This window comes from Microbacterium sp. SLBN-154 (genome assembly GCF_006715565.1).
GTDB lineage: Bacteria > Actinomycetota > Actinomycetes > Actinomycetales > Microbacteriaceae > Microbacterium.
This window is the reverse complement of sequence record NZ_VFNL01000001.1, coordinates 2,408,307-2,422,196: the sequence shown is the minus strand read 5'-3', so window position 1 is coordinate 2,422,196 and position 13,890 is coordinate 2,408,307. Positions and strand designations below refer to the sequence as shown.

The 13,890-nt window shown below is 68.3% G+C and carries 11 protein-coding genes; 4 read left to right on the top strand and 7 right to left on the bottom strand.

The window, feature by feature from the left end:
- Nucleotides 1-13: 13 nt before the first annotated feature.
- A complete protein-coding gene (locus FBY40_RS11730) occupies nucleotides 14-1,141 on the top strand; it encodes an AI-2E family transporter (RefSeq protein ID WP_141938891.1) in 1,128 nt (375 codons plus the stop codon).
- Between the two features lie 23 nt (nucleotides 1,142-1,164).
- On the opposite strand, the gene FBY40_RS11725 is transcribed toward FBY40_RS11730, so the two are convergent.
- Nucleotides 1,165-1,380, bottom strand: a complete 216-nt coding sequence (locus tag FBY40_RS11725; protein WP_141938888.1) for a dodecin family protein — start codon at nucleotides 1,378-1,380, stop codon at nucleotides 1,165-1,167.
- 109 nt (nucleotides 1,381-1,489) lie between these two features.
- Here FBY40_RS11725 and FBY40_RS11720 point away from each other — a divergent pair, with 109 nt between their 5' ends.
- The gene (locus tag FBY40_RS11720) at nucleotides 1,490-4,000 is read left to right on the top strand and encodes a glycoside hydrolase family 65 protein (protein ID WP_141938885.1); all 2,511 of its coding nucleotides are present in this window, start codon (nucleotides 1,490-1,492) and stop codon (nucleotides 3,998-4,000) included.
- A 22-nt stretch (nucleotides 4,001-4,022) separates the two neighbouring features.
- Here FBY40_RS11720 and FBY40_RS11715 read toward each other — a convergent pair whose 3' ends face one another.
- Genes FBY40_RS11715 through FBY40_RS11700 form a run of 4 tightly spaced genes read right to left on the bottom strand, consistent with a single transcriptional unit; the run spans nucleotide 4,023 to nucleotide 8,923 of the window.
- Nucleotides 4,023-5,717 carry a glycoside hydrolase family 13 protein gene (locus tag FBY40_RS11715; RefSeq protein ID WP_141938883.1) on the bottom strand — a complete coding sequence of 565 codons (1,695 nt, stop codon included), beginning with the start codon at nucleotides 5,715-5,717 and terminating at the stop codon, nucleotides 4,023-4,025.
- Between the two features lie 46 nt (nucleotides 5,718-5,763).
- Nucleotides 5,764-6,708, bottom strand: a complete 945-nt coding sequence (locus FBY40_RS11710; RefSeq protein WP_124293484.1) for a carbohydrate ABC transporter permease — start codon at nucleotides 6,706-6,708, stop codon at nucleotides 5,764-5,766.
- A complete protein-coding gene (locus FBY40_RS11705) occupies nucleotides 6,705-7,616 on the bottom strand; it encodes a carbohydrate ABC transporter permease (RefSeq protein WP_124293483.1) in 912 nt (303 codons plus the stop codon). Before FBY40_RS11705 ends, FBY40_RS11710 begins: the two co-directional genes overlap by 4 nt.
- The gene (locus tag FBY40_RS11700; protein WP_141938880.1) at nucleotides 7,613-8,923 is read right to left on the bottom strand and encodes an ABC transporter substrate-binding protein; all 1,311 of its coding nucleotides are present in this window, start codon (nucleotides 8,921-8,923) and stop codon (nucleotides 7,613-7,615) included. Before FBY40_RS11700 ends, FBY40_RS11705 begins: the two co-directional genes overlap by 4 nt.
- 165 nt (nucleotides 8,924-9,088) lie before the next feature.
- Here FBY40_RS11700 and FBY40_RS11695 point away from each other — a divergent pair, with 165 nt between their 5' ends.
- Nucleotides 9,089-10,249 (top strand): ROK family protein, encoded by a 1,161-nt coding sequence (locus FBY40_RS11695; RefSeq protein ID WP_235014831.1) that lies wholly within the window; start codon nucleotides 9,089-9,091, stop codon nucleotides 10,247-10,249.
- Nucleotides 10,250-10,267: 18 nt separating this feature from the next.
- On the opposite strand, the gene FBY40_RS11690 is transcribed toward FBY40_RS11695, so the two are convergent.
- Together FBY40_RS11690 and FBY40_RS11685 are read right to left on the bottom strand one after the other, a co-directional pair.
- Nucleotides 10,268-11,596 carry a flavin monoamine oxidase family protein gene (locus FBY40_RS11690; protein WP_124293480.1) on the bottom strand — a complete coding sequence of 443 codons (1,329 nt, stop codon included), beginning with the start codon at nucleotides 11,594-11,596 and terminating at the stop codon, nucleotides 10,268-10,270.
- Nucleotides 11,597-11,637: 41 nt separating this feature from the next.
- Entirely contained in the window at nucleotides 11,638-13,008 is a 1,371-nt protein-coding gene (locus tag FBY40_RS11685) for an FAD-dependent oxidoreductase (RefSeq protein WP_160141391.1), read from the bottom strand.
- Nucleotides 13,009-13,115: 107 nt separating this feature from the next.
- Here FBY40_RS11685 and FBY40_RS11680 point away from each other — a divergent pair, with 107 nt between their 5' ends.
- The gene (locus FBY40_RS11680) at nucleotides 13,116-13,877 is read left to right on the top strand and encodes a DUF429 domain-containing protein (RefSeq protein ID WP_141938874.1); all 762 of its coding nucleotides are present in this window, start codon (nucleotides 13,116-13,118) and stop codon (nucleotides 13,875-13,877) included.
- The last annotated feature ends 13 nt before the right edge of the window (nucleotides 13,878-13,890 follow it).

Here is a 13,890-nt window from a genome sequence, read left to right as displayed (position 1 = left end):
CCATCCTGGCGGCATGGGCGGCGATCGCGCGGGAGGCAATGCGGCGCATGTCGGTGATTCCGGGGGAGGCCGGTCCGGCGGCATGCGTCGCACCGTAGCCCTGCTCGACAGGCCCCTCCTGACCGGCTTCCTCGTCACCCTCGGCGTGCTCGGAGCCCTGGTTCTCGGTGCGGCGCTCGGCTCCATCTCCACGATCGTCGTCTCGATCGTCCTCGCCATGTTCCTGGCGCTGGGACTGGATCCGATCGTGCGCGTCTTCGAACGCCGTCGGGTCCACCGCGGCGCCGCGATCGCCATCGTCTTCGGCGGCTTCCTCCTCCTGACGGCTGCTTTCGTGGTCTTCGTGCTTCCGCCGATCGTCGGTCAAGTCGGCCAACTCGTGCGAAGCGCGTCGCGAGCGGTCTCAGAGATCTCCACGTCGGCGTGGTTCGCGCAACTCGGCGAGGACGCGCAGGCCACGGTGACGGCACTGCTGAACGCATGGGCCGACTGGCTTTCCGACCCCGCGACCATCGGTGCCATCGGCGGCGGGGCGTGGGCCGTCGGCGTCGGGATCGTGACGACGATCACGTCGACCTTCATCGTCGTCGCACTGACGCTCTACTTCCTCGCGGCACTCGATGACATCAAGGAGGCCTTCTTCTCCCTCGCCCCGGCCCGCAGCAGACCTCGACTCAGGGACATGACCGAGCGGATCACATCCTCCGTCGGTCACGCTCTGATCGGCTCGGTGATCCTGTCGTCGTTCAATGCCGCCGCCGTCTTCATCCTGCATGTCGTCATCGGACTCCCCTTCGCCGCCCTGATGACGGTGGTGGCCTTCGTCCTCACGCTGATCCCGCTCTTCGGCTCCATCATCTTCTGGATCGTCGGTTCGGCGGTCGCCCTCTTCAGCAGCCCGACCCAGGCGCTCATCTTCGCCATCGCCTATCTGATCTACATCCAGCTCGAGTCGTATGTCATCAGCCCGAGGGTGATGAATCGGGCCATTTCCGTTCCCGCGGCGCTCGTTCTGATCGGTGCGCTCGTCGGGGGGACGCTCATGGGCGTGATCGGCGTGCTGGTCGCCCTTCCGATCATGGCGTCGATCCTGCTCATCATCCGCGAGATCGTGGTGCCCCGCCAGAATGCGAAGGTGTGAGGTGGACCAGCAGACCCGGTGGATCAGTCGTCCGAATCCTCGAGGACGAACGTCACCTCCAGGACCACCTGGAAAGCCACGATGGATCCTTCGCGTACCTCGACGGTCTGCTCTTTGACCCACGCGCCGCTGACGTGACGCAACGTCGCCGCAGCCCGCTCGACACCTCCCCGCACGGCGTCTTCGAAGCTCAGCTCCGACCGGGAGCTCAGCGTGGTGATCTTCGCGACCTGGGACATGTCCGCCTCCTGGGTTCTGATCGGTTGAGAGCCCAACCTAGGCGGCTGCGTCGCCGGCGAGGGGACGTTCGTCCCGTCGGCGGATCGCACGGCGACGGATGGTGTGGACATGTGCCCAGCTCCCGCGGAAGACGCCGCCGCCGGAGCGAAGAGAACCGACGAAGGAGTTGTCGCTCCGTGTCCGCTGTGTCGCCGGCGCCGAAGTGCGTGGGAGCTCGACCTGCCCGAGGTGGATCCGGCGCTCGAGGGGACGCGCGAGGTACTGACGACGCTCGCGAACGGCTACCTCGCCACCCGCGGCGCGGCTCCCGACCGCCGGTTCGAGCCATGGTGCTATCCCGGCACCTACGTCGCCGGCGTGTTCGACCGGGCCACCACGGTCACCGCCGGGCGCATCCGCGTCGATGAGAGCATCGTCCGGCTTCCCGATTGGCTTTCGCTGACCATCTCTCCGGACGCCGCGACGCGTGCGCCGACGGTGGAGCACGACCATCGCCTTCTCGACATGCGCCGCGGGGTCCTCATCCGCGAAGCCAGGGTGCGCGGACCGGACGGTTTCGCCGCCTCGATCCATCAGGAACGCTGGGTCTCGCTGCGTCACCCCCACCGCGCGCGGCTTGTCACCCGTGTCACACCGCACGCGTGGAGTGGCATGCTGCGGATCGATTCGGAGATCTCTGCCGCGGTGACCAACGACGGAGTCGCCTCTTTCACCGGCCTGGAGAACCGGCACCTCGAGGTGCCGCTCACCGGAACCGAAGGGAGCGATGCCTGGGTCATGGTCCGCACGAGACAGTCCCGGATCGACGTCGCACTCGCCACGAGGACCTCCGTCGATGTCGACGCCGTGAGGTGGGGCAGGAGCGACCGAGCGGGGGCAGCCCTGGCGATCGACGTGGTCGGAACCGCCGGGCAGGTGATCCGGATCGACAAGTCCGTCGCGGTGTTCACCTCGCGCGACCACGCGATCTCCGAACCGCTGACCGCCGCCCGTCGGGAAGTGGAGGCGATGGCTTCCGCGCAGCGCGACGCCCAGGAGCATCGAGGCGAATGGCGCCACGTCTGGCGTCAGCTGCGCCTGCGCGTGACCCTGAACGCCGCGCACGCGGGGGAGCAGGAAGCCACACGCCGAGAGATCCGTCTGCACCTGTTCCACGTCGCCCAGACTCTGTCGAGGCACACGGCCGACGCCGACGTGGGTGTGCCCGCTCGAGGGCTGCATGGTGAGGCCTACCGGGGACATGTCTTCTGGGACGAGCTGTTCGTCTTCCCGGTCTTGAACCTGCGCATGCCGGAGCTCACGCGCGCTCTGCTCATGTACCGATACCGACGACTTCCCGAGGCGCGTCGCCGGGCCCGAGAACTGGGCTTCGAGGGAGCGCTCTTCCCCTGGCAGAGCGGAAGCGACGGAAGGGAGGAGACGGCGCCGGCCAACTTCAACCCGCACTCGGGCCGGTGGGTGCCTGATCACTCCTGGCGACAGCACCACGTCACCCTCGCCGTCGGCTACAACGTGTGGCAGTACTACCAGGTGTCGGGGGACAGGAACTTCCTCGCCTCCTACGGGGCGGAGATGCTGGTGGACATCGCCCGATTCTGGGTGTCACGGGTCGAGGAGGATCCCCGGTCGGGACGGTTTCATCTTCGCCGGATGATGGGACCCGACGAATTCCACGACGGGTATCCCGACCGTCCCGGGGAGGGGATCGACGACAACGCCTACGTGGCGATCATGACCTCGTGGCTGCTGCGCGCCGTCCTGCGCGCGCATGCCGTGCTCGGCGCACGCGATGACGACCAGTGGGAGCATCTGGGCGTCACCGAACATGAACTCCAGCGATGGGACACGGTCAGTCGTCACCTGTTCGTGCCGTTCCTCGACGACGGGATGCTGGCCCAATTCGACGGCTATGGAGCGCTCCCCGACCTCGATCTCGACGAGTATCGCCGCACGTATGGCGATATCAGCCGGCTGGATCTTCTTCTCGAGGCCGAGGGGGACTCGGCCCATCGCTACCGGGTGTCCAAGCAGGCTGATGTCCTCATGCTCTTCTACGTACTGAGCGCCGAGGAGTTGACCGAGATCCTGCATCGCCTCGGCTACGCCTTCGACCCCCGCTCGATCCCCGCCACGATCGCGCACTACCTCGCTCGCACCACCCATGGGTCTTCGCTCAGCCGTGTCGTGCACGCGTGGGTGCAGGTGCGAGGAGATCGACACGCATCCTGGCATCTCCTGCGCGACGCGCTGGGGGCCGACATCCGCGACATCCACCCCGGGACCACCCGCGAGGGCATCCACCTGGGAGCGATGGCGGCGACGGTGGACATCCTGCAGCGGTGCTATTTCGGCGTGCAGGTGCGTGACGACGTCCTCATCCTTCATCCGCAGCTGCCCGACGCGATCTCACGGCTGTCCACTCGCCTGCGCTACCGCGGCCATCGGCTCGAGCTTGCCGCGACCCACACAGCGCTGGAACTGCGAGCGCACGGCGGCTCGCCCGAGCCGGTGACGATCCTCATCGACGACGCACGTCACACCCTCGTCCCCGGAGAGAGCATCACGGTGCGGCGCCCCCGGCCGGGCGTTCGCGGGGACACCGCCACCCCTCACGCCTAGCCCACCACGGCGGCTCGCGTCGTCAGAGCGCGTCGAACCAGACCGTGGTCTCTCCCGGGAGCAGGCCCTGCGCGACCGGCCCGGAGGAGAGGACCGGCCCGATGTCCTCGGGCAGGGAGAAGGGTTCGGTGCCGAAATTGGTGATCACGGTCCAGCCGTTGGGTCGTCGGTAATGGAGCACATCATCGCGCCCGGTTTCGACCCACTCCAGGCTCTCGGCTGTCTGCAGGCGTCGCCGCGCGGCGAGGGCGTCGCGGTACAGACGGAGCGTCGACGCCGGGTCATCCGTCTGCACCGACGCGGCCGACTGCGCGAACCAGGCGGGCTGCGGGAGATGCGGAGACCTGCCGCCGAACCCGAAGGCCGGCTCGTCTGCCGACCAGGGGAGGGGGACGCGGCATCCGTCCCGGCCGATGTCCTCGCCGGGGCTGCGGAAGAAGGTGGGGTCCTGCCTGTGCGAATCGGGGATCTCGGCCACCTCGTGCAGACCCAGCTCCTCGCCCTGATAGATGTAGGCCGAGCCGGGGAGCCCGAGGACGAAGAGGATCGCCGCGCGTGCCCGGCGGAGTCCCCGGTCCCGGTCGAGTTCGGGCGTGCGGCCGCCGGAGAGCAGCCACTCGTTGCCGTGCTTGCGCACCGGTCGGCCGTCACCTCCGCGTTCGGCGTCGGGGAGGCCGTAGCGCGTCGCGTGTCGGACGACGTCGTGATTGGAGAGCACCCAGGTGGTCGACGAGCCCGACTCCGCCGCCAGCAGCAGGTTGGAGCCGACGATCCGACGGAACTGCCCCGCGTCGAAGTCGGCCTCGAGCAGATCGAAGTTGAACGCCTGACCGAGGCTCTCCGCGCGAGCGTAGAGCGGGATGCGTGCCGGGTCGACCCAGGCTTCGGCGACGGCTGTGCGGGGCGGATCGTACGAGTCGAAGACCGCGCGCCACTCGGCGTAGACCTCATGCACGTCATCGCGGTCGATCAGGGGGTGCCGGCCGTCCCGGGGGAGTGCGTCCAACTCCGTCCGCGAGGGAAGCGGCTCGGTGAGATCCTTCGTCAGCATGTGCGCGACGTCGATGCGGAACCCGTCGACGCCCCGGTCGGCCCAGAAGCGCAGCGTGCGTACGAAATCGGCACGGACGTCGGGGTTGTCCCAGTTGAGGTCGGGCTGTTGCACGGCGAAGTTGTGGAAGTACCACTGGCCGTCTGCGACGCGCTCCCAGGCGGGCCCCCCGAAGACCGAGACCCAGTCGGTGGGCGGTTCAGAGCCGTCAGGCCCCGTGCCGTCGCGGAAGATGTAGCGATCCCGTGCCAGCGAACCGCGCCCGGCGGCAAGGGCCTCCTGGAACCAGGCATGCTGGTCGGAGGTGTGGTTCGGCACGATGTCGACGACGATGCGGATGCCTGCAGCGTGGAGCGCGTCGACGAGACGATCGAAGTCGTCGAGGGTTCCCAGGCGCGGGTCGACATCGCGATAGTCGGCGACGTCGTATCCGCCGTCGGCGAGTTCCGACGGGTAGAACGGGCTCAGCCAGATCGCGTCGACGCCGAGCTCGCGCAGGTGGTCGACACGCGAGAGGATGCCGCGCAGATCGCCGATGCCGTCGCCGTCGGCATCGGCGAAGCTGCGGGGATAGACCTGGTACACCACGGCCTGGCGCCACCACTCGGGCAGCTCGATCTCGTGCGGGTCGGCGGTCTGGAGGGCGGAGGTGCCGGCGGATGTCACGGGGACGGGTTTCCTTTCAGGTGATCGGTTCGGGAGGGTGTGCGGGTCAGCCCTTGACGGCGCCCTGCGTGACGCCCGCCATCACCCAGCGCTGCGTGAACAGGTAGGCGATGATCGCCGGCGCCATGGCCATGAGGTACGACGCGAAGGCGACGTTGTAGTTGTTGCTGAACTGGCTCTGGAAGAGGTTCTGGCGCACCGGCAGGGTCTGCAGGTTCGGGTCGGAGATGATCAGCGACGGCATCATGAAGTCGTTCCACGCGTAGAGGAACGCGAAGATGCCGACCGTGGCGCTCATCGGCGCCAGAAGCGGGAAGATGAGCTTCCAGAACGTCTGCCAGGTGCTCGCACCGTCGATGCGGGCGCTCTCCTCGAGCTCGTAGGGGATCGAGCGCAGGAAGGCGGTGAACAGCAGCACGCTGAAGCTCAGCTGGAACATCGTGGCAAGCAGGATCACCCCGACCGGGTTGTCCAGGCCGACGCGTCCGGTCAGCTGGATCTGGGGAAGTGCCACCACCGGGAACGGGATGAACATCGCCGCGAGCAGATAGAAGAACGAGTAGCGGAACAGCCGTCGATCCCAGTTTCGGACGATCGCGTACGAGGCGAAGGCGGCCAGGATGATCGTCAGGATCACTGTGCCGGCGGTGACGAAGAGCGACACCGCCGCGCCGACAGGAAAGCGGGTGAGGGTCCACGCCTCGACGAAGCCGTCGAAGCTGAAGGGCGCCGGCAGCGAGAACGCGTTGCCGTCGACGGCCTGCGCGGACGTCTTCAGCGACATCGAGATGGTGACGTACAGCGGCAGCAGGACGGTCACGGCGCAGAGGATCAGGATCACCGTCGTCGACCAGTTGACGCGTTCCTGGCCGACGCGGCCTCGTGCTTTCGGCCTCGGCCGTTCGTCGGCGGAACGGGACTTCCGGTTCTCGCGGTCGGCGATGAGCTCGCCCTCGGCGGTTTCGGCGGACAGAGCGGGTTGCGTGGTCATCGGAAGACCTTCCTTCCGCGCGTGAGGGAGAGTTGGAGGATGGAGATGAGCACGGCGACGATGAAGAAGATGGTCGCGTTGGCCATCTGGTAGGCGTAGTCGCCGCTGTTGAAACCGAAGATGATGCTCATCGCGATGCTTCGGGTCGCTGTTCCCGGCCCGCCGTTGGTGAGGCCGACGATGACGTCGTAGGCGTTGAGGAAGTTCTTGAATCCGAGGATCACGTTGATGACGACGTATCCCGCGACGAGGGGGATGGTGATGCGCCACAGCTGCTGGCGCTTGTTGGCCCCGTCGATGTCCGCGGCCTCGTAGACGTCTCCGGGAACCGACAGCAGACCGGCGATGTAGATGAGGAGCGTGCCGGGGATCGCCTGCCAGGCGGTCACGATCACGATCGCCACCCAGGCGAGGTCGGGATTGGCGAGCAGGCTCTCCTGCAGCCATCCGATCCCGGTGGCCTGACCGAGAGAGGGTACGGAGTTGGAGAACAGGAAGTTGAAGACGTACGCGATGATGATCCCCGAGATCACCATCGGGATGACGAAGATCGTCCGGAGCCCGGTGCGGAACCGGATGCGGGATGTGAGCCCCACGGCCAAGAGGAACGCCACGATGTTGACGACGATGACCGTCGCCGTGGCGAACCCGAAGGTGAAGAGGTAGCTCTGCAGAATGGCGGGGTCGCTGAAGAGGGCGATGTAGTTGGTCAGGCCGATGAAGTTCCATGAGCCGATGCCGATGGAGTCGGTGAAGCTGAAGAAGATCCCGACGATCCCCGGCACCGTGATCGCGAGGGTGAACAGCACCAGGCTCGGGAGGAGGAACAGGTAGTAGATGGGTTCCACTCGCCGCCGGGAACGGCGTGTCGCCGCCGATCCTGCGACGATCGTCTCGGTGGCGGTCATTGCGTGGCCTCCTCGCCCTGCGCGTCGGTCTCGCTCGAGGGAAGAGGCGAGCGGAATGCCAGTCGAGCCCAATCGGTGTCCATCGTCCGCAGGGTCGACTCGGTGTCGGCGCCCAGGGCCAAGGCCTGCGCGTAGCTGAAGACCGGGATGGTCTTGGGCACGAGGACGGAGGGGCCCTGGTAGAACCTTCCTTCGTCGTAGTAGTCCGTCATCCCTTCGACGCGCGGATCGCTCGGCGGGGGTGCCCCCTCGGTCGGAGCGAATCCGAGCTGGGATTCGTTGTAGGCCTCGATGTTCTCGGGCTGATAGAGGAACTCCAGGAAGTCGCGAGCGGCATCCTGGTGGCGCGACTCCTCGGGGATCATCGCGGCGAGGTCGGTGTTCACGCGCACCTTCAGATCAGCAGGGTCATCGGTCATCGGCAGCGGGAAGGTTCCCAGATCCAGGTCGGGATCGGTCTTGGCGATCTCGGCGAGCGCCCAGGGCCCCTGCAGATACATCGCCGCCTCACCGCGCGCGAACGCGAGGTTTCCGTCGTTGTAGGCACGCGAGTCGGCGTCGGCATTGGTGTAGACCGTGAGTTCGGCCATTCTGTCCAGAGGCTCGGCGAACTGGTCTTGGAAGGACACCGCCGACTCCTCGCCGACATCGGCACCCTCCGCCGCGAGCTGGTCGAAGAAGTCGACCACGTCGATGGAACCGCCGATGGCGTAGTCGTACCAGCCCTGGGCGACCGTCCAGTCGTCCTTGAAGGTGGCGTAGAACGGTGTCACGCCCGACGCTTCGAGCGCGTCGCAGACGGCGATGAGCTCGTCCCATGTCTGCGGGACCTCCAGGCCGTTCTCTTCGAAGATCGCCCGGTTGTAGATGACCGACGACGCCATCACCGAGTAGGGGAGGGCGCTGGTCCGGCCTTCGCACGAGCCGTACTGCGCCATCAGCACGTCGAGGTCGTCGCGCACCGTCGATGCCGCCTGCGTGTCGGAGAGGTCCGAGAGCGCGCACCGGTCGACGAAGCGGGCCACCTCGTAGTTGTAGTTGGCCAGCATGATGTCGGGGGGATTGCCGCGGACGAAGCTGGCGGACACCACGTCGACGCCCGACGTGTCCATCTCCACCCGGACACGGTCCTGGGAGGAGTTGTAGTCCGACACGAGCTGGTTCATGAAGTCCAGGGCTTCCCTCTTGCTGAAGGTGAAGCGGATGGTCTCGCGGCCGTCGGCGGAGCACCCCGCGAGGAGGGCGCCGGCGAGGGCGAGGAGGGAGATCGTCGCGGCAGCGCGACGGGCAGGGGTTCCAGGAGGCACGTCATCGTCCTTCGTCAGAGTTGTCACTCACTTGCTCGCCGCATTAAATTTATGCCGCGAATCAAGTTCCTGGCATCCAGAATGCAAAGGAACACGAGAAAGGTCAACCCCTTGTCATACCCGGGTATCGTCCCCCTCTCGCCGCGGCGAGCGAGCCTTCTGGGCGTGATCGGGTACGCCTGGGACGCGGAGGTCTTCACCGCGACAGACGTGATGGAGAGCGTCGCGGTGACGCGGTCGACGGCGATCGATGTCGTCGACGAGCTCGTCGCCCGCGGACTGATCGTCGAACTCCCCAACGCCCGCGCCGTCGGCGATTACCGCAAGGGTCGTCCCGCACGTCGGTTCGCATTCCGTCAGGATGCCGCCTTCGTCGTGGGCCTCGACGCGGGCCGGGGCCATCTCACCGCGACGGTGTCGGATCTCCGGGGGAACACCCGAGCGGTCGAACACCTCGTCGTGGATGCCGATGACGATGCGCCCGAGATCAGGCGACGCGCAGCAGTGCGCGCTGTGGACCGCGCGCTCGAGATCGCCGGAGTCGGCCGATCGGAGGTCGCGGCGATGGGCGTGGGTCTCCCGGCGCCCGTCGACGCGCACGGCGAATCTCCGACCGACCGGGCGGAATTCTGGACGCGGATGAACCCGGGGTTCGCGCGGATGTTCGGAGAATGGGTGCCCATCGTGAAGGTCGCGAACGACGCGTCTCTGGCCTCGGTCGCCGAGCGCACGCTGGGCGCTGCACGCGGGTGCAACGATTTCGTGGTCCTCCTCGCCGGAGAGCGTCTGGGTGCCGGTGTCTGGGTGGACGGGCGTCTGCTCACGGGCGCGCACGGCGGCGCCGGCGAGATGGTCGCCTTCGATCATGTCCGGGGCGTCGACAGCGCGTGGGGGTTCGGTCACCGGGCAGTCGAGCTCGCCCGCACGGCGATGGCGACGGGCGCGCTCCCGACCTCGAGCATCCTGCGCCGGATGGCGCCTGCCGACATCGAGGGCAAGGACGTCTTCGCCGCGGCGGCCCAGGGCGACGCCGGCGCCCGCCGGATCACCGACGAGATCGGCGGATCGCTCGCCGTGATCGCCGGTGTCTTCGGGAGTCTGTTCGACACCCGGCTGCTGATCGTCTCGGGCGCCGTCGCCGACGGGGCGGCGCCGCTCATTGAGGCGGCCCGAAGGTCAGTGGCCGACACACTCCACCTCCCCGCCCCGCGGATCGTCGCCTCTGAGCTCGGAGCCGACATCGTCTCGCTCGGGGCCGTGTGCGCGGCGGTGCAGGAGGCGCGACGCGGAATTCTGGATCTTCCCCGGTTCGCCCAGCCGGCGTGATCACGCCGCCGGCCGTCGTCAGAACGCGGTGTTCCAGACGCTCTCCATCGCGACGTGCCGTCCGAGGACGCGCTCAGCCGCACGATGCCCGGAGCACATCGCCGCGGTGACAGTGGCGGGATCATCCGTCCACGTCGCCTCGCCTGCGAGGTGGAGCACGCCGCCGACGGGCGCGGCGAGGTCGTCGTGGTCGCTCGTGACAGACCCCACCGTCATGTACGCGTAGGACCCGTGGCTGAAGGGGTCGCCCTGCCAGTCGGTGATCTCCACGTCCACCGGGTCGGGCGCTCCGGGGAAGAGTCTCCGAAGCTGCTCCATGACCGATGCGACGATCTCATCGTGACTCCAGGCGCGGATCTCCCTCGCCGCGGGCCCGGCGGCGAACGTCAGGAGCGTCGGTTCATCGTGCAGCGGCGTGAGGTCGTACCACGAGTGCCAGCGCCGTCCCTCGGGTCCCTGCTGTCTCACGGCGTAGACACCGTCGCCCCAGAACCGTGTCGGAAAACGCAGGAACACCTTCTCGAAGGCGTTCATCCGCAGCCGCGCCAGTGGCTCCGCGACGGCGGGCGGAAGGGGCGGGTCGAAGGTGAACGACGCGGACTGCAGCACCCCCACGGGGACGGTGACCACCGCCGCCGCGGCCGTCACCGTGCCCCGGTCGCTCGTCACGTCGACGCCCGACGCGTGCCAGGCGACTCGGGTCACGACGTGACCGAGGCGCACGTCGAGACCTTCGGCGAGGTGAGCGGGGAGGCGGTCGTATCCGTCGGGGAACACCACCTCATCGCCCTCGACCTGATCGTCGTCCAGGCCGTGGGCGGCGAGGTCTTCGATCCACGCTCCGTACTGCTCCTCCGTGCGATGCTCGACGAATTCCCTCACTCGGAGGGCGCGCTCGGAATCCCACCCCTGATCGGCGATGGCGCGTTCGGTCACGTCGCGGTACGAGTCCCCGGGCCCCGATCGGGCGATAACCTCCAGAAGGCGCTGGTCCACGGTGCGGACGTCGGCGGCGAAGGCGGCCGCCGCTTCTTCCGGCATCCGTGTGCCATCCGGAGAGTGATACGCGATCGGGCGGCCATCGGGTTGGAAGCTGCCGACGGTGAACTCCGTCATCCGCATGCCGAACGCGCGGGCGGCGTCGGCGACCGGGGAGTCGGTGATCCCATGGATCCAGGATGCTCCGAGATCGGTCACCCGCCCACCGGCGCGGGCAGTGTGAACCCTGCCGCCGACGCGCTCACGGGCCTCGAGCACGATGACCCGCTGGCCGGCTGCCCGCAGCAGTCTCGCGGCGGTCAGCCCGGCGACCCCAGCCCCCACCACGATCGTGTCCACGTGCTCCATCGCCGCCTCCTGTCCGCGATCGACGCCGCGTGCCTTCGACGCTATCGCGGCAGCGGTGCCCCGTCGAAGGCCCGCGGGATGTCTCGCGGATCGTGTCTGCGGGGCTTTCGGCCGCTGGCGGCCCAGGCGCGAGCGCGGCTGCGGATCTCGGGGGCATGCAGCGGCTCGGCACTGAAGTAGTGACCGGCGTATCGCAGCGCCACCGCCGTCTTCCAGTCCTCCGTCGCCAGGGCGCCGAGCACGCGGGACTTCGGTGCGGCGGGCCGCTCCAGCCCGTGCAGCATCGCGCCCGGAAAGACACCGTCGCTTCGGACGACGGAATCGAAGACGAAGTCGAGAGTCGGGCGGAAAGCCTCCTGGATGCGTCCCGCGGCCCCCGTGGCATCCGGCGTCTCGAGCAGGATGTCGCGCATCGTCCGCGCCTCGACCGCAGCAACCGACATCCCCTGACCGTAGATGGGGTTCAGGGCGAGCACCGCATCGCCGATGGCCACAAATCCATCGGGGTGCACGGGCATGTCTTCGAACCGGCGCCGACGCGACCCACGGATGCGGAACGGTTTGGGATCGCCCAGAAAGTCCGCTCGGCGCGCAGCCTCGGCGACTACGGGTGATCTCACCGCCTCGAGGTGGGCGATGAGGCGCTCGCGCGTCGCCGGCGGCGGACTGTCGGACTGCGACAGCGCGACGATCTGGTGGAGACCGTTGTCGCATGGCAGCAGGACCGCCCCGTGAGGGCTCTCGGGCAATGGCGGGATGAGGTAGCCCTGGATGTCGTCGCGGAGGGTCCCCGGGGCGAGTCGGACGACGGCGGTGGCGTAGCTCACCGTGTTCACGATCTCCTGCTCGGGCGGCGGGACGAATCCGAGCTCCGCCAGCCAGTCCGACGCGTGCGAGGTACGGCCTGACGCGTCCACGACGAGGTCGGCGTGGAGATGTGGTCTGCCGATTCCCTTGAGGACGATGCCTCTCACAGCGTCCTCGCCTCCTGGGTGCAGTCCCACGACCTGGCCCTCCACGATGCGCACCTGCGGGATCTCGGTGACCTTGCGGCGGAGGGCGTCTTCGAGGACCACGCGGCGGATGCCGTAGATCCACGCTTCACTGGGACCGCGGGCGGCCCACCCCTGCGAGCTCAGGCTCGCGATTCCCCGAGGAGAGTCGTACCAGGCCGCTCCGGCTCGGAGGAATTCGCCAGCCACACCGGGAACGAGGTCTTCGAACGACTCCTGCCCGATCGCGAGGATGGCATGCATCTGCTCATCCTGGGGAACGCCCCGGCGATGGAGGGGCACGTCGGGCAGCCTGTCGCGCTCGATGACGGTGACGCTGCCGTACCGACGCGACAGCGCCGCAGCGGAGAGAAGACCGCCGATGCCTGCGCCGATGACGATGGCGTGGTCGAAACCCATTCGTTTCATGCCTCCCGAATCGCCGAGCCGGGCGTGTGAGGAAACCGTAGCGCGGCTTCGTACCCCTTCGGCGCGAAGGGGACGAAGTCGGTCGGTAGCGTGGGCGTGTGCAGACCGTCGGAGTCGACCTCGCAGCTTCCGCTCAGGGCACCGCGGTGGCCGTGATCGACTGGCGTGACCGGGCCGCCGAGGTCACCGCACTCATCGTCGGGATCGGCGACCGCGACATCGTCTCCGCTGCGCGCGGGGCGGCGTCGGTCGGCATCGACTGCGCTCTGGGATGGCCTGTCGACTTCGTCGAGTTCGTCTCGCAGCACGCGAAAGGGAAGCCGCCCTCCGGCACCGACTCGGGTCTGGAATGGCGACGCCGTCTCGCCTATCGGCACACCGACCGCGTCGTGCGCGAGCGAACCGGGCGGTGGCCGCTCAGCGTCGCCACCGATCGGCTCGGGCTGACCGCGATGCGCTGCGCCGAGCTCACCGCGCTGTTCGGCGCGGCTGGTGTGTCCGTCGATCGATCGGGAGCGGGCGTCCTGGTCGAGGTCTACCCGGCTGCCGCGCTGCGCCTGTGGGGGATCTCCGTCCCGGCGTACAAGGTCGACCCCGCCGCGCGGGGTGTGGCGGTCGCGACGCTGACCGCCGCCGCGCCGTGGCTGCACATCCCGACCGCGATGAAGGCGGAGATGCTGAGGTCGGCTGACGCATTCGACGCCGTCGTGGCAGCGCTCAACGCCCGTGCGCATGCGATCGGCGCCACGACCCCCGTCCCCGCCGACGCGGCGCACCTCGCTCGGGTCGAAGGATGGATCGCCCTTCCCGAGACGGCGCTGGCGGACCTGGTCGACGCGCGCCGGGCACACGGCGATTGAGTCGGCCCGTGCG

What these genes read in the sequence shown, in the direction of transcription:
- FBY40_RS11710 (WP_124293484.1), bottom strand. Translation starts at nt 6,708, where the DNA reads ATGACCACGCAACCCGCTCTGTCCGCCGAAACCGCCGAGGGCGAGCTC.
- FBY40_RS11705 (WP_124293483.1), bottom strand. Translation starts at nt 7,616, where the DNA reads ATGACCGCCACCGAGACGATCGTCGCAGGATCGGCGGCGACACGCCGT.
- FBY40_RS11725 (WP_141938888.1), bottom strand. Translation starts at nt 1,380, where the DNA reads ATGTCCCAGGTCGCGAAGATCACCACGCTGAGCTCCCGGTCGGAGCTG.
- FBY40_RS11690 (WP_124293480.1), bottom strand. Translation starts at nt 11,596, where the DNA reads ATGGAGCACGTGGACACGATCGTGGTGGGGGCTGGGGTCGCCGGGCTG.
- FBY40_RS11720 (WP_141938885.1), top strand. Translation starts at nt 1,490, where the DNA reads ATGTGCCCAGCTCCCGCGGAAGACGCCGCCGCCGGAGCGAAGAGAACC.
- FBY40_RS11685 (WP_160141391.1), bottom strand. Translation starts at nt 13,008, where the DNA reads ATGGGTTTCGACCACGCCATCGTCATCGGCGCAGGCATCGGCGGTCTT.
- FBY40_RS11730 (WP_141938891.1), top strand. Translation starts at nt 14, where the DNA reads ATGGGCGGCGATCGCGCGGGAGGCAATGCGGCGCATGTCGGTGATTCC.